18 protein-coding genes are annotated in these 18,130 nt (G+C 71.5%); 11 read left to right on the forward strand and 7 right to left on the reverse strand.

Going from position 1 to position 18,130, the window contains the following annotated elements; translation table 11 throughout:
- Positions 1-24: 24 nt before the first annotated feature.
- From ACFYWJ_RS15970 to ACFYWJ_RS15980, 3 genes are read left to right on the forward strand one after another with little or no spacing between them, the layout of a single operon-like run.
- On the forward strand, positions 25-831 hold the full coding sequence (locus ACFYWJ_RS15970; RefSeq protein ID WP_355277492.1) for an ABC transporter ATP-binding protein: 807 nt from the start codon (positions 25-27) through the stop codon (positions 829-831).
- Positions 821-1,708, forward strand: coding sequence for an ABC transporter permease (locus ACFYWJ_RS15975; protein ID WP_355277490.1), 888 nt, complete (start codon positions 821-823; stop codon positions 1,706-1,708). Before ACFYWJ_RS15970 ends, ACFYWJ_RS15975 begins: the two co-directional genes overlap by 11 nt.
- A 3-nt stretch (positions 1,709-1,711) precedes the next feature.
- Positions 1,712-2,758, forward strand: a complete 1,047-nt coding sequence (locus ACFYWJ_RS15980; RefSeq protein WP_355277487.1) for an ABC transporter substrate-binding protein — start codon at positions 1,712-1,714, stop codon at positions 2,756-2,758.
- A gap of 51 nt (positions 2,759-2,809) precedes the next feature.
- Here the strand turns inward: ACFYWJ_RS15980 and ACFYWJ_RS15985 are convergent, their stop codons facing one another.
- Together ACFYWJ_RS15985 and ACFYWJ_RS15990 are read right to left on the reverse strand one after the other, a co-directional pair.
- Positions 2,810-4,057 (reverse strand): HRDC domain-containing protein, encoded by a 1,248-nt coding sequence (locus tag ACFYWJ_RS15985; RefSeq protein WP_355277484.1) that lies wholly within the window; start codon positions 4,055-4,057, stop codon positions 2,810-2,812.
- 22 nt (positions 4,058-4,079) lie between these two features.
- A complete protein-coding gene (locus tag ACFYWJ_RS15990) occupies positions 4,080-4,631 on the reverse strand; it encodes a DUF3000 domain-containing protein (protein WP_355277831.1) in 552 nt (183 codons plus the stop codon).
- 317 nt (positions 4,632-4,948) lie between these two features.
- Between ACFYWJ_RS15990 and hemE the strand changes: the two genes are divergently transcribed.
- From hemE to hemQ, 4 genes are all read left to right on the forward strand, one after another.
- Positions 4,949-6,004, forward strand: coding sequence for a uroporphyrinogen decarboxylase (hemE, locus tag ACFYWJ_RS15995; protein ID WP_355277481.1), 1,056 nt, complete (start codon positions 4,949-4,951; stop codon positions 6,002-6,004).
- 197 nt (positions 6,005-6,201) lie between these two features.
- A complete protein-coding gene (locus tag ACFYWJ_RS16000; protein WP_355277479.1) occupies positions 6,202-7,560 on the forward strand; it encodes a protoporphyrinogen oxidase in 1,359 nt (452 codons plus the stop codon).
- A 125-nt stretch (positions 7,561-7,685) separates the two neighbouring features.
- Positions 7,686-7,841: a hypothetical protein gene (locus tag ACFYWJ_RS16005; RefSeq protein ID WP_355277476.1), complete on the forward strand. Its 156-nt coding sequence runs from the start codon at positions 7,686-7,688 to the stop codon at positions 7,839-7,841.
- 69 nt (positions 7,842-7,910) lie between these two features.
- Complete coding sequence (hemQ, locus tag ACFYWJ_RS16010; RefSeq protein WP_355277473.1) at positions 7,911-8,606, forward strand: hydrogen peroxide-dependent heme synthase; 696 nt, start codon at positions 7,911-7,913, stop codon at positions 8,604-8,606.
- A gap of 49 nt (positions 8,607-8,655) precedes the next feature.
- Here hemQ and msrB read toward each other — a convergent pair whose 3' ends face one another.
- The 4 genes from msrB to ACFYWJ_RS16030 form a co-directional block, all read right to left on the reverse strand.
- Complete coding sequence (gene msrB, locus ACFYWJ_RS16015) at positions 8,656-9,084, reverse strand: peptide-methionine (R)-S-oxide reductase MsrB (protein WP_355277471.1); 429 nt, start codon at positions 9,082-9,084, stop codon at positions 8,656-8,658.
- 65 nt (positions 9,085-9,149) lie between these two features.
- Entirely contained in the window at positions 9,150-10,490 is a 1,341-nt protein-coding gene (locus ACFYWJ_RS16020) for a glycosyltransferase family 87 protein (RefSeq protein ID WP_355277468.1), read from the reverse strand.
- Between the two features lie 84 nt (positions 10,491-10,574).
- Positions 10,575-12,128 carry an alpha/beta hydrolase gene (locus ACFYWJ_RS16025; protein WP_355277465.1) on the reverse strand — a complete coding sequence of 518 codons (1,554 nt, stop codon included), beginning with the start codon at positions 12,126-12,128 and terminating at the stop codon, positions 10,575-10,577.
- 32 nt (positions 12,129-12,160) lie between these two features.
- Positions 12,161-12,922, reverse strand: a complete 762-nt coding sequence (locus ACFYWJ_RS16030; protein WP_355277462.1) for a pyrimidine reductase family protein — start codon at positions 12,920-12,922, stop codon at positions 12,161-12,163.
- A 35-nt stretch (positions 12,923-12,957) separates the two neighbouring features.
- Between ACFYWJ_RS16030 and zapE the strand changes: the two genes are divergently transcribed.
- The gene (zapE, locus tag ACFYWJ_RS16035) at positions 12,958-13,977 is read left to right on the forward strand and encodes a cell division protein ZapE (protein ID WP_355277461.1); all 1,020 of its coding nucleotides are present in this window, start codon (positions 12,958-12,960) and stop codon (positions 13,975-13,977) included.
- Positions 13,978-14,038: 61 nt separating this feature from the next.
- On the forward strand, positions 14,039-14,836 hold the full coding sequence (locus tag ACFYWJ_RS16040) for a tyrosine-protein phosphatase (protein ID WP_355277458.1): 798 nt from the start codon (positions 14,039-14,041) through the stop codon (positions 14,834-14,836).
- On the opposite strand, the gene ACFYWJ_RS16045 is transcribed toward ACFYWJ_RS16040, so the two are convergent.
- Complete coding sequence (locus ACFYWJ_RS16045; protein WP_355277457.1) at positions 14,825-15,379, reverse strand: GNAT family N-acetyltransferase; 555 nt, start codon at positions 15,377-15,379, stop codon at positions 14,825-14,827. The two genes, ACFYWJ_RS16040 and ACFYWJ_RS16045, sit on opposite strands and share 12 nt — an antisense overlap.
- A 71-nt stretch (positions 15,380-15,450) precedes the next feature.
- On the opposite strand from ACFYWJ_RS16045, the gene ACFYWJ_RS16050 reads away from it, so the two are divergent.
- Together ACFYWJ_RS16050 and ACFYWJ_RS16055 are read left to right on the forward strand one after the other, a co-directional pair.
- Complete coding sequence (locus tag ACFYWJ_RS16050; protein ID WP_355277455.1) at positions 15,451-16,959, forward strand: NAD(P)/FAD-dependent oxidoreductase; 1,509 nt, start codon at positions 15,451-15,453, stop codon at positions 16,957-16,959.
- A gap of 67 nt (positions 16,960-17,026) precedes the next feature.
- A complete protein-coding gene (locus ACFYWJ_RS16055; protein WP_355277453.1) occupies positions 17,027-17,953 on the forward strand; it encodes a LysR family transcriptional regulator in 927 nt (308 codons plus the stop codon).
- Positions 17,954-18,130 lie beyond the last annotated feature (177 nt).

Genomic DNA, 18,130 nt, shown 5'->3' on the forward strand with positions numbered 1-18,130 from the left:
GCGGCGCCGGACACAGGAGCAGCAATGAGCAATCCACTCATCGAACTCCGGGGCGCGACGAAGCGCTTCCCCGGAACCGACGGTGGCATCCACACGGCGGTGAAGAACATCGACTTCACGGTCGCGGCGGGCGAATTCGTCGCCGTGGTCGGCCCGACCGGGTGTGGCAAGTCCACCACCCTCTCGCTGGTGTCCGGCCTCGAGCCGACCTCGGCGGGCCGGACGCTGGTGCGCGGCAAGGACGTCGACGGCATTCCCGACGGCATCGGCTACATGTTCCAGCAGGACGCGGTGCTGCCCTGGCGCAGCGTCATCGACAATGTCGCGCTCGGCCCGCGCTTCCGTGGCGTGTCGAAGGCGCAGGCCAAGGCGAAGGCCGCCGAATGGGTGCGCATCGTCGGCCTGGCCGGGTTCGAGGACTACTACCCGCACCAGCTCTCCGGCGGCATGCGCAAGCGCGTCGCGCTGGCCCAGACGCTGGTCAACGAGCCCGAGATCATCCTCATGGACGAGCCGTTCAGCGCGCTCGACGTGCAGACCCGCCAGCTCATGCAGGACGAACTGCTGCGCGTGTGGGCCGGCACCGACGCCGCGGTGATCTTCGTGACCCACGACCTGGAGGAGGCCATCGCCCTGGCCGATCGGGTCGTGGTGATGACCGCGAGCCCGGCGACGGTGTGCGGCGACTTCCGCGTCACCCTCGAGCGGCCGCGCAATGTCGAAGAGGTGCGGCTCACCGAGGAGTTCCGCGACCTCTACAAGGAAATCTGGGAAACGCTGCGCGATCAGGTCGAGGCGGCGCGCACGAAGGGAGCGACCCGTGTCGCTTGAGACGATGGACAAGATCGCGGTCACCGTGCCGGAGGTCGAGGCGGAGACCGAGGACCAGATCCTGGCCCGGGTCAAGGCGAAACACCGCAGGTCCAAGCTGCGGGTGTGGGGCCTGCGGGCCGCGCTCATCGCGCTGTGGCTGGGTTCGTGGGAACTGGTCGCCAGCGTGTGGATCGACCCGTTCTTCTACTCCAAGCCCTCGCTCATCTGGGACCGCCTGGTCGAATGGTTCACCGAGGGAACGCAGTTCGGTTCGATCTGGCTGCAGATCTTCACCACCGTGCAGGAAGCCGTGCTCGGCTTCGTTATCGGCACCGTGGCCGGTGTCGTCCTGGGCACGCTGCTGGGCCGCAGCCGCTACTGGGCCGATGTGCTCGCGCCGTTCATCAAGGCGCTCAACGCCGTTCCGCGCATCGTGCTGGCCTCGCTGTTCATCATCTGGTTCGGTCTCGGCCTGGAGTCCAAGGTGGCGACCGTGGTGGTGCTGGTGTTCTTCGCGGTGTTCTTCAACGCCTTCACCGGCGCCAGGGAGGTCGACGGCAACGTCATCAACAACGCGCGCATCCTCGGCGCGAGCAAGCGCCAGATCCTCGGGTCGATCGTGCTGCCCAGTGCCACCACCTGGATCCTGTCCAGCCTGCACACCGCCTTCGGCTTCGCGCTGATCGGCGCGGTCGTCGGCGAATACGCCGGTGCCAGTAAGGGTTTGGGCCTGCTGATCTCCAACGCGCAGGGCACCTTCGACGCGGCGGGCATCTACGCGGGCATGATCATCATCACCGTGGTCGCGCTGATGGCGGAATGGCTGATCGGCGTCGCGGAGAACCGGCTGCTGAAATGGCGTCCCTCGCAGGCGCAGTCCGGGCACGGGGTGTAGGCGATGAGGTACCGCAAGACGCTCGCCGTCGCCCTGCTCGCGATCAGCTCGCTGCTGGTGGCCACCGGCTGCCGTGACTCGCGCACCATCCCGATGGCCGACGGCAGGCCCCAGATCACCATCATGGTGGGCGGTTTGGAGAAGGTGATCTATCTGCCCGCCATGCTGGCCCAGCAACTCGGTGCCTTCGACGCCAACGACCTCGACGTGAAGCTGCTCGGTGAACAGTCCGGCGCCAGCGCCGAGACCGCGCTGCTCACCGGCGACGTGCAGGCCGTGGTCGGCTTCTACGACCACACCATCGACCTGCAGGCCAAGGACCAGTGCCTGCAGACCGTGGTCCAGTTCGCCGATGTGCCGGGGGAGGTGGAGCTGGTCGCCACCGCCGATGCCGAGGACATCCGTACCCCGGCCGACTTCCGAGGCCGCAAACTCGGCGTCACCTCGCTGGGCTCGTCCACCGACTTCCTCACCCAGGCGCTGGCGGGCCAGGCGGGCCTGAGCACCTCCGACTACACCCGGGTGAAAGTCGGTGCGGGCCAGACCTTCATCGCCGGCATGAACCACGACGGCATCGACGCGGGCATGACCACCGACCCGACCGTGGCCAAGATGGTGCAGTCCGGCGACGCGAAGATCCTCACCGACATGCGCAACGAGGAGGGGACCCGCGCCGCGCTCGGCGGTCTGTACCCCGCCTCCTCGCTCTACATGAAATGCGACACCGTCGCCGCGCATCCGGAGATCGTGCAGAAGCTGGCGAACGCGTTCGTGCAGACCCTGCGCTGGATCGACACCCACACCCCGGAGGAGATCGCCGCGACGATGCCCTCGCAGTACGCGGGCAGCGATCCGGCCCTCTATGTGCAGTCGATCCGGGACTCGATCGGCATGTTCAACGGTGACGGCCTCATGAAAACCGAAGGCGCCCAGAATGTTCTGCGCATCCTCGGTCAGTACTCGCGCAATGTGGCCCCGGTCCGCGACCGGATCGACCTCGCGGCCACCTACACCAACCGGTTTGTCGAGCAGGCGCAGCCCGCACCCTGATCGGTGTCCGGCGCCCTCGGCCCTGCCGCGTCCAGCGGTGGGGCCGAGGCGCTAGGCGTCGGGGGTCAGTGCCTTGGTCAGGGCGGGCACGGCCAGCGCGCGCTGCCACGGCCGGGCGCCGCCCGCGCGCAGGAACTCCTCGATCGTGGCCGACAGCTCGTCGGGCTCGCCGACGTTCTTGTAGTCGGGCAGCCCGTCCCAGCACAGCCTGCGGACCAGATCGGGGGAGAGCAGGTTCTCGACGGGGATGGCGTACTCGGTGGACAGCTCGCCCATCGCGCCGCGCGCGGTGGTCAGGCGGGCCGCGGCGGCGGGGTCGCGGCGTTCCCAGCGGTTGACCGGGGGCGGACCGTCGAAGGGCAGCGTCAGCGGGGGGAGTTCCTTGTCCGGCAGGGTGCGGCCGCGTTCGACCGCGGCCAGCCAGTCACGGGAGTAGCGGCGCTGGCGCGGGCCGCCGAAGACCGGCAGGGTGCGCAGCTGGGCGATGCTGCGCGGTTCGCCGGTGGCCGCGGCCACGATCGCCGCGTCGGGCAGGATGCGGGCGGGCGCGACGTCGCGGGCGCGGGCCAGCTCGTCGCGGGTGGTCCACAGTTCCCGCACGATCGCCAGCTGACGCGGGCGCCGCAGGGTGTGGATGCCGGAGGTGCGCCGCCAGCGATCGGCCTTCGGCGCGGGCGGCTCCATGGTGCGGACGTGCTCGAATTCCTCGGCGGCCCACTCGATCTTGCCCTGATCGGTGAGATCGGCGGCGACGGTGTCGCGCAGTTCCAGCAGCAGTTCCACGTCCAGGGCGGCGTAGTTGAGCCATTCGTCGGGCAGCGGGCGGGTCGACCAGTCGGCGGCCCCGTGCCCTTTGCGCAGCGAGCGGCCCAGCAGGTTCTCCACCATCGCGGCCAGGCCGACGCGCTCGTAGCCGGCGATCCGGCCGCCGAGCTCGGTGTCGAACAGCCGGGCCGGGCGCAGCCCGAGTTCGGCCAGGCCGGGCAGATCCTGGTCGGCCGAGTGCAATACCCATTCGAGCGGGTTGATCGCCTCGGCCAGCGGGGTCAGCGCGTCGGTCACCGGGATCGGATCGATCAGGAAGGAGCCGGCGTCCGCGCGGCGCAGCTGGATCAGGTACGCCCGCGCCGAGTAGCGGAAACCGGACGCACGCTCGGCGTCGACGGCCAGTGGACCGGTGCCCGCGGCCAGCGTGCGGGCCGCCGCGGCGACCTCGTCGGCGGTCGCCAGCACGGGTGGCACCCCCTCGGCGGGGGCGAGCAGGGGCTCTGCTGCGGTTGGATCCTCGGCGACCGGCATAAACGTGAACTCTACGTGGCGATCAAGGGTGATCGGTGCGGGTATAGGACTCCGGTCGCAAATGGGTGATCCCGGCGGGTGGCAGCCCGGCGGCGAAGGCCAGGACCTCGCAGAACGCCTCCACGTGCCGCCGCATCTCGGTGTTCATCGCCGTCCAGGAGGCGCGCAGCTCCAGCTGATGGGCCCGGGGCGGGCCCGCGATGTCGCCGTAGCGGACCGAACTGGTGGCCGTGACGGTGCCGCCGAGGGCGGTGAACGGCTCGCCGCGCGACTCCAGGGAGTCGACCAGCCAGCTCCACGCCACCTCGGGCAGCAGCGGGTCGGCGGCGAGCGCGGCATCGATGTCGGCCTGGATGTAGGCGACCAGCCGGAACACACCGTGCCAGGCCTCGTCGCCGTCCGGGTCGTGCAGCAGGATCAGCCTGCCGAAGGCGTCGCCCTCGGAATCGATCGGCACGATGGCGCTGTCGGGGTGGGTGACCTCGGCGCCGAGCGCATAGGAGAACGGCGCCAACCGTTGCGGGGGACGGATAGGCGCCAGCTCGATTCGAGGGTGCACGGTTGCGGTGCCCATCGCATCGACCGCCGCCCGGAAAGAAGCAGGCTCGCGGGGCGTTCCCCCGGTCGGTGCGGCGCCGTCGCGGATGTCGAGCGGTGTCACGAGGAGAAACGGTAGACCGTGCGTGCCCGGCGTCGTCGGAGGCGCGCCGCCTGTGCGCGTCGTGCGCGGGCTGTGTTGCGCAGGGCGCATTCTCGGCGTCGATGGGATGCGCGATGCGCGACGCGGGGGAATTCCGTCGGCGATCCGCGGTCGTGGCGGGATCGCCCACCCGATCGGGGGTGAGGTGGCGCTCCGGAGCCGGCAGCGATGGCCGCTTAGGATGGGCGGTGATGAGCACTTACACCCGCCGCCGGTTGACCGATGCCCCCTTCCTGGCCGCCGCCACCGGCGCGACGCCCAGCAGGCGCCCCGTGTGGTTCATGCGCCAGGCGGGCCGCTCGCTGCCCGAGTACCGGGAGCTGCGCAAGGGCATCGGCATGCTCGAGTCCTGCTTCGACCCCGAGCTGGTGTGCGAGATCACCATGCAGCCGATCCGCCGCCACGGCGTCGACGCGGCAATCCTGTTCTCCGACATCGTCGTTCCGCTCAAGGCGGCGGGCATCGACCTCGACATCGTGCCGGGCGTCGGCCCCGTCGTCGCCTCGCCGGTGCGGACCGAGGCCGATGTGCGGGCCCTGCCGCGGCTGCGGCCCGAAGAGGTCGGCGCGGTCGCCGAGGGCGTGCGCCTGCTCACCGACGCGCTCGGCGACACCCCGCTCATCGGGTTCGCCGGCGCGCCGTTCACCCTGGCGTCCTACCTGGTCGAGGGCGGGCCGAGCAAGCAGCACGAGCGCACCAAGGCGATGATGCACGCCGACCCGAAGACCTGGCACGCCCTGCTCGGCACGCTCACCGACATCACCATCGCGTTCCTGCAGGCCCAGCTGGCCGCCGGGGTCGACGCGGTGCAGCTGTTCGACTCCTGGGCGGGCGCGCTGTCGCTGGCCGACTACCGCGAGTTCGTGCTCCCGCATTCGGAGCGCGTGTTCGCCGAGGTCGCCGCCGCGGGCGTGCCGCGCATCCACTTCGGGGTCGGGACCGGCGAGCTGCTCGGGGCGATGGGCGAGGCGGGCGCGGACGTGGTCGGCGTCGACTGGCGGGTGCCGCTGACCGAGGCCGTGCGCCGCGTCGGCGCCGGAAAAGGCTTGCAGGGCAACCTGGATCCGGCGATCCTGTTCGCCGGGTTCGACGCGGTCGAGGCCGAGACCCGCCGCATCCTGCGCGAGGCCGACGACGCCATCACCCTCGGCGCGACCGGCCACATCTTCAACCTCGGACACGGCGTGCAGCCCGAGACCGATCCGGGCGTGCTGACCGCGCTCGTCGACCTGGTGCACTCGCTGTAGTTTCCCGTCGCGCCCGCCCCGTCCGGTGGGACGGGGTCGGCAGTCGCCGGTCGACAGCTCGATGGCCGCGCCTTGGTACCTCCTGCTGGTTCCGGCGTGGATGCGCTCGCGGAGATCCGGGGCGTGGGTGGTGATCCCGGTGACAGCGTCGAGGGTGTGAGTTCCGGCGGTCGTCGCCGCGCGACTACGGTCGAAGCATGCGGATCGCGATCATCGGTGGCGGCATCAGTGGGCTCGTCGCGGCGTATCGACTGCGGCAGCGGCTGGGCGCCGAGGCCGATATCGTGGTGCTCGAGCAGCGCGCGCGGGTCGGCGGCGTGCTGCACACCGGCGAATTGGCCGGGGAGCCACTGGATCTCGGCGCCGAGGCGTTCGTCGGGCGCAGGCCCGAGGTGATCGAGCTGATGACCGAGCTCGGCATCGCCGACCAGCTCGTCCGCCCGGCGGGCAAGCGGCCGCTGGTGTGGGCGCAGGGGGCGCCGCATCCGCTGCCAGGGCGGACGCTGATGGGTATCCCCTCCGACGCCGAGTCCCTGCGCGGGCTCGTCGACGACGCGACGCTGGCGCGGGTCGCGGCCGAGCCGCAGCGCGCCTTCGACTGGACGCCGGGTGCCGATGTCGACGTGCACAGTCTCGTAGCCGATCGCTTCGGGCCACAGGTGGTCGAGCGCAGTGTCGACCCGCTGCTGGGCGGCGTCTACGCGGGCACCAGCGCCTCGATCGGCGTCCGCGCCGCGCTGCCCACCCTCGCCGCCGCCCTGGACCGCGGCGCCCGCAGCCTCACCGACGCGGTCCGCGAGGCCCTGCCGCCGCCGAGCACCGCGCCGGTCTTCGGCGGCCTGCGCGACGGCTACGGCGCCCTGCTCGCCGCCCTGACCACGGCGTCGGCCGCGCGCCTGGTCACCACCCTCGCGGCCACCCGGGTGGCCACCGCGCCCCGGGGGTGGGTGGTCGACCCGATCGGCCTCGTCGACGCCGTCGTCCTGGCGACCCCGGCCCCGGTCACCGCCCGGCTGCTGCACCACGTGTCGCCGGTCGCCGCCGCGGCCGCCGGGGAGATCGACCTGTCCTCCTCGGCGCTGGTCGCCATGGCGCTGCCGCTCGCCACCGGCCTGCCGGACAACTCGGGCATCCTCGTCGCCACCGGAGAACCCCTGCGCGCCAAGGCTTTCACGCTGTCCAGCCGCAAGTGGCCGCACCTCGGCGCCCGCGAGGTCGCTCTGGTCCGCGCGTCCTTCGGCCGCTTCGGCGACGAAGCCCCGCTGTCCTGGTCCGACGAGGAACTCGTCGCCGCCGCCGTCGCCGACCTGACCACGGTGACCGGCGCCGAGATCGCCCCCCTCCAGTCCGTCGTCCAGCGCTGGCCCGGCGGCCTGCCCCAGTACGCCCCCGGCCACACCGACCGCATCGCCACCCTGGAGACCGCCGTCGCCGACCTCGACGGCCTCGCCGTAGCGGGCGCCTACCTCCACGGCGTCGGCGTCCCCGCCTGCGTCGCCTCGGGCACCGCCGCGGCCGACCGCATCGCGAGCGCCCTCACCTCCACCGTCGAGTAGGGTCGCCGCGGACAGCGGCCGGGTCGACGACCGCTGCGCCGATCCACGGGGCTGGACATGTCTCGACGCACTCACCCGGCGTGTCCCCGACCGGGTTCGATAGCGATGCTGCATGATCGCGCGCTGTGACGACCACCGGCGACCAGCCCACCCGCACCCTGATCCTCGACCCCGAGCTCGGCCCGGTCGAACTGCACGCGGGTGCGGCGACCACCGTGACCTCGGTTTTCGGCAGCGACGAGACCTCGCCGTGGCGGGCGGGCAGGCCGGTGACCGACTGACGACCACCGGCGGAACCCGTATCCCCGCCCACCCGGCAGGCGAAATCACCGCAGTGGCACCATGGATCCATGGCGCGACTCGACTATCAGGCCCTCAACTCCACCATTCGCTACCTGATGTTCTCGGTGTTCCAGGTGCAGCCGGGCGTGCTCGGCGAGGACCGGGCCGCGGCGATCAAGGAGGCGCAGGCGTTCTTCGACGGCCTGGCCGACAAGGGTGTCGTGCTGCGCGGCATCTACGACGTGGCCGGCCTGCGCGCCGACGCCGACTTCATGCTGTGGACCCACGCCGAGCGCGTCGAGGACCTGCAGGCCGCCTACGCCGACTTCCGGCGCACCACCGAACTGGGCCGGGCCAGCGCCCCGGTGTGGAGCAATGTGGCGGTGCACCGCCCGGCGGAGTTCAACAAGAGCCACATCCCCGCGTTCCTGGCGGGGGAGGACCCGGGCAACTACATCTGCGTGTACCCGTTCGTGCGGTCCTACGAGTGGTACCTGCTGCCCGACGAGGAGCGGCGCAAGATGCTCGCCGATCACGGCAAGGCGGCCCGCGGCTACCCGGACGTGCGCGCCAACACCGTCAGCTCGATGGCGCTGGGCGACTACGAGTGGATCCTCGCCTTCGAGGCCCCCGAGCTGCACCGCATCGTCGACCTGATGCGTGACCTGCGCGCCACCGAGGCCCGCCTGCACGTGCGCGAGGAGATCCCGTTCTTCACCGGCCCGCGCGTCGAGGTCGACCAGCTGGTCACCGCGCTGCCGTAGTCAGGACACGACGAAGGGCCCGGTCGCCTCGACCGGGCCCTTCGTCGTGTCAGTCCTCGGTGGGCTGCAGGCGCAGCGCGATCGAGTTGATGCAGTACCGCTGGTCGGTGGGCGTCGCGTAGCCCTCGCCCTCGAAGACGTGGCCGAGGTGGCTGTGGCAGTTCGCGCACAGCACCTCCACCCGGCGCATACCGAGCGAGTCGTCGGCGCGCAGGATCACCGCGTCGGAATCGGCCGGGTCGAAGAACGACGGCCAGCCGCAGTGCGAGTCGAATTTCTCGGTGCTGCGGAACAATTCGGCGTCGCAGGCGCGGCAGGTGTAGACGCCCTCGGTCTTGGTGTCGGTGTATTCCCCGACGAACGGGCGCTCGGTGGCGGCCTCGCGGAGAACGGCGTATTCCTGCGGGTCCAGTTTCGCCCGCCACTGCTGCGGCGTCAGCTGGATGCGCGGCGTGGGTAACGAAGTATCGGAACTCATCACTCCACGCTAATGGTTTCGGCCGGTGCGCGCCGCGATCGTCGCGTCACAGCACGGGCCGTGCTCTATTTCAGCGCGGGTTCGCGGTCGTCGACCGGCTCTTCCGGCGCGACGGGATCGTCGCGATCGGGCGCGGGGGAGACCGCGGCGGGCGCGGGCTTGTCGTCGTCGGAACCGTCGCGCGAATCCGGCGCGCTCGCCATCCACGCCGGGTCGATGCCGAACCGCAGCCTGCCCTCGCGGCGCGCGGCCAGGTAGCGGTCACCCAGCACGCAGAACACGACGACGAGCAGCAGACCCCAGCCGAAGGTCACCCGCAGGTACTCGAGCGTGCGCCCGGTGCTCTGCCAGCGGTCCGAGAGCCACTTGTCGTAGGTCATGAACCCGAAGATCGCCAGCCAGGCGGGCCAGTTGCGCAGCACGGAATTGCGCAGCACCACCGACAGCAGGAACGGGAACAGCATCATCGAGTAGTACATCTGGCCCAGCGAGAGCAGCAGGAACGACGCGGTGAGCAGCACCCCGGAGAACGTGGTGACGAAGAACAGCTCGTCGTCGCGGTAGTAGCGCCACAGCAGCCACAGCGTCACCGCGACCACCGCGGCCATCACACCCTGCACCAGCAGGATCAGCCAGTGCGGCAGGCCGTAGTAGAGCCCGTTCCCGCCGATCGAGCTGTTGAAGTAGTCGCGCGTCTGCGCCAGATACGGCACCACCCGGGTGAAGAACTTCTCGGGATCCGCCGACAGCGGCCAGGCGATCGCGGTGAGCGTCAGCGGCACGCCGAGCGCGGTGATGAAGACCTTCCACTGGCCGCGCACGGCCGCGACGAGCAGCAGCGGCGCCAGCGTGGGTTTGACCGAGATGCTCAACCCCAGCGCGACACCGGCCCAGAGGTCGCGTCGCGCCAGCAACAGGTGCAGGAACACCATCTCGGCCAGCAGCAGACAGCCGTTGACATTGGTGAAGACCAGCGTGTTGGTGACAGTCTCGGAGGCGAACATCGCCAGCAGCAGCGCGGGCGCGGCGACGGACCCGAGACCGAACTTGAACAGGCGCAGCAGCAGGTACCAGGCGATCAGGATCGCGACGGCGTTGAGGCCGATGAACAGCCAGCGCGACAGCTCGTACTCGATGACCGCCACCGGCGCGATCAGCAGCGTTCCACTCGGGTAGTACAGATAGTGCGGGTCGACCGAGGAGAAGTCGGCGGTGTACAGCGGCCTGCCGTTCAGGAACTCGAACGAGGCGTTGTACACAGGCCGGTAGTCGTCGGTGACGAATCCGTTGACCGCCTTGATGAAGACACGGTTCAGCACGGTCATGACCGCGAAGGGCCAGAGTGCGAACTTGATCACCTCGGCGGAGGTGCGAGCGGTGCGGGGCTCGAGCTGTCGGAACAACACTGGGGCACGGTACACCGGATCGGGTAGCGATGGTGTCGCCGGACCCGTCCGACGCGCCGGAATCACATGGTCGTACGACCTGGATCAGGCGGGGCAGGCACCGCCGTCGGCGGGCAATTTCGCCTCCGCGAGGTAGTCGGCGACCGCCTTCTGCGCGCAGCCGGAGTGCGCGGTCACCGGGTGCCCCCAGCCCTGCCAGGTCATGGTGGCGTGCCGGGCGCCCGCCGCCCCGAGCGCGCCGGTGACCGAGGCCGCGGCCCCGCCGACGATCGGGTCGGCGGCACCGGCGAACACCAGCACCGGCAGGTCCAGCTTCGTCGGCAGCGGCGGCGCGGTCGAGACCGGCCAGGCCGAGCAGACCATCAGCCCGATCGCGGCGGTGCGACCGAAAACCGGATATTTGCCGGCCCAGGTTCCGGCGAGCTCGCGGGCCCGGTCCGGGGTCGGGGGCTGTTGGCTGTCGGTGCACCGGTTGACGAATTCGCCGTCGGAGTTGATCGCCGCGGATTCGCGGGCCACCAGCGCCGCCAGCGGGGCGCGGTCGCCGCGGTCGGCGGCGGCGAGGATGTCGGCCAGCGCGGTGACCCGGCTCGCCTGGTCACCGCGCGGGCTGGACAGGAAGCCGGTGAGCGCGGTCGAGAGGTCGGCGCCCGAGATATCGCCGAGGCCGCCGCTGTTCGCCTTGGCCACCAGCCCGATGACGGTGGCGCGCGGGTCGGCGCCCAGGGCGCAGTTGGCGGCCTTGCAGCGCTGGGCGAACGCCGTCACGGCGGCCTCGGCGCCGGTGACGGCGGCCTCGGTCATCGTCGTGAGGTCGGCGCCGACCGGTTCGGGGGCGTCCAGGATCAGCCGGGCCAGGTGGTCGCCGTAGCGGCGGGCGTAGCTGAGCGCGACCTTGCCGCCGTTGCCCGTGCCGAGCAGGTTGATCTTGTCGACCTGCCACTGCTTGCGCAGCTGTTCGATGTCGTCGGCCGCGTGCGGCGCGTCGAAGGTGCCCTCGTAGGGCTGCAGGAAGTCGCGGCAGGCGATGGTGGCGTCCTGGCTGTAGCCGGCCACGGCGCCGACCTGGTCGTCGCTGCCGATCCCGAACTGGCCGAGGTCGGTCATCACCGCGCGCAGCTGCGCCGGGATGCAGTCGATGGGCTGGGAGGCGCCGATCCCGCGCCGGTCGACGGCGACGATCGGCTGCGCGGCCAGCAGCGCGCTGTTCGGCCCGATCGCCAGCCCGGCCAGCGTCGAGGCCGAGGAACGATCGGCGCCGGAGGTGAGCACCAGCGGCGCGGCGTCGGCCGGGGTCTGCGGCAGCCGGGCCCGCAGCGCGCCCGCCCGGAACGTGCCGAGCACGGTGCCCGCGGTGTCGATCGGGGTGGAGAAGTCGGCGCATTCGAGCACCAGCCCGGCCGGGGCCGGACCGAAGTCGAGCGAACCCAGCGTGGCGGCGGTGCAGTCCTTCCAGGCCAGGTCGGTCTTGGGGGTCTCCGCCGTGGCCGGTTCGGGCACCGTGGGTGTCTCGGTCTGCGCGCCACCGACCCCCGGCCGCTCGACAGCGACGACGGGCCGATCCGACGGTCCGGCCCCGCAGCCCGCGAGCATGATCGACAGTGTCGCGGCCGTCGCCGCGGCCCGAGTCCAGCGCATGGGCTACACACTGCCAGGTTCGGCGCCAGGTTTCATCGACGGGCCCAGCGGGCCAGTACGGTGCCGTCCTCGGCGAGCACGAGCTGCCTGCGGTGCATCGGGATGTCGAAACCGCTCGCCGACAGCGAGATTCGCCCGCCCGCCCCGCCCACCAGCACCGGCGCGGTGGTCAGGCACAGTTCGTCGACCAGATCGGCCTCGGCCAGCTGGCCGAACAGGTGCGGACCGCCCTCGCACAGCACCCGCTGCAGGCCGCGCTCGGCGAGCACCCGCAGCAGCGCGGCGGGCATGATCGCGGCCTCCCCGGCGACCACCACCTCCGCGCCCGCCGCCGCCAGCGCGTCGACCTGCTCCGGTGCCGCGTGGGCGGTGGTGATGATCAGCGGGGCGGTCTCGGCGTCGGTGAAGAACCGCGACGCCGGATCCAGGCGCGCGCTCGCGGTGACGACGGCGATCGGTGGCGGCGTGCCGTCTGCCGACCCGCCGATCCCGTGCCGGAAGTGCGCGCGCCGCCGGTCCGGATCGGGGTGCGCGCCGCCGTAGTCCTCCGCGCGCACCGTGCCCGCGCCGACGACGATCACCTCCGCCAGTTCCCGCAGCAGCCCGAACACGCGGTGGTCAGCGTCGGTGCCCAGTCCCGCCGAGACCCCGTCGACGGTGAACGCCCCGTCGATACTGTTGACGAAGTTGGCGCGCACCCAGGGTCGTTCCAGCTGGCGGGGGTAGGCATAGCACCTGGCCAGTGCGTCGTCGTCGAGGTCTGCGAGCTGGGTCACATTGTGGATACGCTGCATAGGATCCGATGCAACCACGTCCGTACGATTCGTTCATGCAAGAACGCCTCGTCGATCGCCATCCGGAGGTCCCGGCCGACCAGCTCGTCGCGCAGATGGTGCCCCCGCCCATGTTCGACGAGGTCAGCTTCGCCTCCTACATTCCCGACCCCAAGGAACCGAGCCAGGCCGCCGCGGTCGCCAAGGCCGAGGAATTCGCCGGTCAGGTCGCCAAGATCCACAAGGCCGCGTCCAAGAAGAGCCTGTTCGGCAAGAAGAAGGCCGTCAGCGGCGCCGGTCTGTACCTCGACGGCGGGTTCGGCGTCGGCAAGACCCACCTGCTCGCCTCGATCTTCCACAGCGCGCCCGCGCCCAAGTCGTTCGGCACCTTCGGCGAGCTGACCAACCTGGTCGGCGCGCTGGGCTTCGTCAACGCCGTCGAGCGGCTCTCCGGCAACAGCCTGCTCTGCATCGACGAATTCGAGCTCGACGATCCGGGCGACACGACCATGGTCTCGCGCCTGCTCACCGAACTCTCCGCAGCGGGCGTCTCGATCGCGGCCACCTCCAACACGCTGCCCAGCCAGCTCGGCGAGGGCCGTTTCGCCGCACAGGATTTCCTGCGCGAGATCAAGAAGCTCGGCTCCATCTTCGAGCCGGTGCGCGTCGACGGTCCCGACTACCGCCACCGCGACCTGCCGCCCGCTCCCGAGCCGACCTCGCCGGACATCCTGGCCGAACGGGCCGCCACCACCCCGGGCTCCACCCTCGACGACTACGACGCGCTGCTGAAGCACCTGAGCACGCTGCACCCGTCGAAGTACGGCGCCCTGATCAACGGCGTGACCTCGGTGTTCATCTCCGGCGTCCACCCGGTGACCGACCAGGCCGTCGCGCTGCGCATCGTGGTGCTGGCCGACCGCCTCTACGACGCCAGCATCCCGGTGACGGTCTCCGGCGCCAAGCTCGACGAGATCTTCTCCCAGGAGATGCTCGACGGCGGCTACCGCAAGAAGTACCTGCGCGCGATCTCGCGACTGCTGGCACTGTCGCGCTTCGAGGCCGCCGCCGCGTAACCGACCGGCGCCGGGTACGTTCGTCCTGACCGTGACCCGGCGTCGTCGAAGGAGCCCTGTCGTGACCCGTAGCCGTGCTCTGCGCGCGAGTCTGGCCGCCGCGACCGGAGTGGCGGTGCTGCTCGGTCCGGCACTCGGCCAGGCCGTGGCCGCACCAGCGCCCGCCAGTGAGACCACCGCCGATCGGCTGCTCGGCCTCACCGGCGTCCAGAACGCCAGGGACGCGGGCGGTTACCGCACCACCGACGGGCACCGGGTGCGCACCGGGCTGGTGTTCCGCACCGGCGCGCTGGACAAGGCGACCCCCGAGGATCTGGCCCGGCTCAGCGCCCTCGGCGTGCGCGTCGTCGACGACCTGCGCACCGGCTACGAGCGCGGCCTCGGCGCCGACCGGCTGCCCGCGGGCGCGGTCGGCAACTCCTACGACGTCATCGGCCAGGCGCCGCCGCTGATCCTGGCTGGCGCGCTGTTCGGCGGCGAGGGCATGTACCGCGCGTTCATCACCGCGCCCGGCGCGAACGAGGCGTTCGCCGCCGTGCTGCGCGACATCATCGCCGCCGACGGCACCGGCGTGCTCTACCACTGCAGTGCGGGCAAGGACCGGACCGGCTGGACCTCGGCGGTCCTGCTGACCGTGCTCGGCGTCGACCGGGCCACCGTCACCGCGGACTACCTGGCCTCCAACGTCTACCGCGGCGCCGCGCCCACCGACCCGCTCAACGGCGTCCAGCAGAGCTGGCTCGACGCCGCGTTCGACCAGGCGGACCAGAGCTACGGCAGCTTCGACGGCTACGTGCGTGACGGCCTCGGCCTGTCCGACGCCGAGGTCACCGCGCTGCGGGCCGCGCTACTCGACTGAGTCGCCCAGCGCCCGTTCGTAGACGAAGTCGGAGTGCACCTGGCTGCCGACCGGGAACGTCTTCGTGCCCACCTGGGTGAAACCGTGCTTGGCGTAGAACTTCTGGGCGCGTTCGTTGGCCTGGTTCACGCCCAGCCACAGCACCGCAGCGCCGGCGTCGCGGGCGGTCGCCACCGCCGCGGTCATCAGGGCCGCGGCGACGCCGCTGCCGTGGTGCCCCGGCAACACGTACATCTTGCTCAGCTCGACCACCGCACCTGGGCTGACCTGGGCATCCACCTCCGGATCGGTCGGCCTGCCCGCCACCAGCATGGCGTAGCCGACGATCTCGTCACCCTCGACGGCCTTGAGGACCGTGCGCTCCGGATCGGACAGGTACTCGCCGAACCGCTCGCCCGAGAGCATCTGCTCGAGGAAGATCTCGATATCGCCCTGGGTGGCCTCCGGCGGGCACGCCAGCGGGAAGGTCGCCGCGGCGACGTCACTGAGCTCCTCGGCATCCCAGAGCCCGGCCCGATCGACGACGACGGAACTGTTGGTCATAGTTCCAGTACAGCACGGGTCGGCCCGGCGGCGGTGGCACCCGCGCGCCGGTGCCGAGTACTCTCCTCGCCATGACGAGCGGTAGCCGCATCGGGATCGTCGGTGCGGGAGTGGCGGGTTTGGCCTGCGCGAAAGTGTTGAGTCGGGCGGGTTTCCCGGTCGAGGTGTTCGACCGGGCCCCTGATGTCGGAGGTGTGTGGAGCGCCACCCGACGCTATCCGGGGCTGCGCGCGCAGAACAGCAAGGTCCGGTACCACTTCAGCGATTACCCGATGCCCGAGGACTTCCCGCGCTGGCCCGACGGCCAGCAGATCCAGGCCTACCTGGCCGGGTACGTCCAGGAGTTCGGTCTGGCCGAACACCTGCGGCTGGGCACCGAGGTCGTCGCCGCCGACCCGGTCGACAGCGGCTGGCTGCTCGAGGTCCGCGATCGCGACGGCGTGCACCGCACCACCTGCGATCACCTGATCGTCGCCAACGGCGTGTTCAGCGACCCGGTGCTGCCCGCGCTGCCCGGCGCGGCGGCGTTCGCGGCCGCGGGCGGGCGGCTGGTGCACGTGTCGGACTTCCACGACGTCGAGCAGGCCCGCGACCGCTCCGTGGTCGTGATCGGCTACGGCAAGTCGGCCTGTGATGTCGCCGAGGCCGTCAGCCATCTGGCCGACGAGACCAGCGTCGTCGCGCGCAGGCTCACCTGGAAGATGCCGCGCACGCTCGATCTCGGCCTCGACTACGAGCGACTGCTGCTCACCCGCCTCGGCGAGGCGCACTTCCGGTCGCGGGAGCCGCGCCGCATCGAGCGCTGGCTCGACGCGCTCAGCCTGCGGCAGGCGAACCTGGATCTGGTCCAGGAGCGGGTGACCCGCAAGCTCCGGCTACGCGAGCTCGATCTGCTGCCGACGGGCGGCATCGAGGAGATGACCAACAGCAGCGCGAGCCTGGCGACCGAGGGCTTCGCCGAGCAGGTCGAGGCGGGCCGGATCACCGTCCACCGCGAGACCGAGGTCACCGAGCTGATCGGCGGGCAGCACGGGCCCGCCGTGCGCCTGTCCGACGGCACGCTGAAGCTGGCCGAGATCGTCGTCTGCGCCACCGGATACCAGCAGGAGGTGCCGTTCCTGACCCCGTTCGTGCGGCGCAGCCTGACCGACGAGGTGGGCGATTTCCGGCTCTTCCGCAACATCCTGCCGGTCGAGGTGCCCAACCTGACCTTCGCCGGCTACAACAGCTCCAATGTGAGCGCGCTGAGCGCGGAAGTCGGCGCGCACTGGATCGCCGGGCTGCTCACCGGGAAGTTCGTGCCGCCGATGCCCGAGCAGATGAACTCCGAGATCGACGAGCGGCTGCACTGGTCGCGGGAACGCTCGGCGGGCTATCACGCCCAGGGCGCGTCGGTGGTGCCGTTCTCGCTGGCCAATATCGACGAGATGCTCGACGACCTGCGCACCCCGCTGCCGCTGACCAGCAGGCTGGCCCAGTGGGTGCGCCCGGTGCGGCCCGCCACCTACCGGCGGGTGCTGCGCGAACATCCGGCGACCGTCCCCGTGGCACCCGCGCCCGCGCCGGTTGCCGAGCGGTAGCCCGACACGCAGGATCGCCGCCGCGACAACACTTGGCGGTGATCCTCGCGTTGGTGATAATCCTCGCGTGGACGCGCTGGATCTGAACCTGTTGCTCGCCCTCGACGCACTGCTGGAGACCAACAGCGTGACCGAGGCGGCCCGGCGTCTGCACACGTCGACCTCGGCGATGAGCCGCACCCTCACCCGGCTGCGCGCGGTCCTCGGCGACCCGCTGCTGGTGCGCTCCGGTCGCCGGCTGGTGCCGACCCCGCGGGCGCTGGAGCTGCGCCACGACGTCGCCGGACTGGTCGACCAGGCGCGGTTGCTGCTCACCGCCCGCGACGACACCGGGGCGGGCCGCCATCGCGATTTCGTTGTCCGGGTGGCCGATTCGGTCGCTCCCCGGCTGACCGGTCCGCTGCTGGCCGCGGTCCGCGCCCAGCTGCCCGGCGTCACGGTGCGCGTGCTGGCCGCCGACGCCGCGGACACGGTGGTCGCCCTGCGCGACGGCCGGGTCGACGTGGAGGTCGGCATGATCGGCCAGACCGACCCTGAGACGGTGGTCACCCGCCTGTTCGCCGACCGCTGGATCGGCCTCGCCGCCGCGGGGCACCCGTTCGGCGCCGACCGCCCCACCGTGGCCGCCTACGCCTCCGCCCAGCACCTGGAGGTCTCGGCCACCGGCCGCACGCACAGCCCCATCGACGACCGCCTGGCCCTGCACGGCCGCACCCGGCGCGTGGTCGCCACCGTCCCCGACCTGTCCACCGCGCTGTTCACCGTCGCCACCACCGAATTGGTCTGTCCCGCCCCGGAACTGCTCGCCCGCCCCGCCGCCCTCTCCCTCGGCCTGACGACCTTCGAGATCCCCCTCCCGCTCCCGGCCCCCGTCGTCGCCATGGCCTGGCACCCGCGCAATACCGCCGACGCGGGTCACCGCGCCCTGCGCGACCTCATCGGCACCGTCCTGCGCGAGGCCCCACGCCCCGACCTGGTCGTGGCGCCTGCCTGACCGGCTGGCGACGTCCCACGGCCCGACAGTGCCGCCGCACCGGTCCACAGCCGAGAGCTGAACCGGCTGACGGTGCCGACGTCCGACCGTCCTCGGTGGCGGAGAGCTGGCGCGGTTTTCGGGTCTCGGCGCGGACTGGGCGCCGGCGTCGGAGCTCGGCGTGGGCTGTCGGCAGCG

The organism is Nocardia sp. NPDC003269 (genome assembly GCF_042888005.1).
GTDB lineage: Bacteria > Actinomycetota > Actinomycetes > Mycobacteriales > Mycobacteriaceae > Nocardia.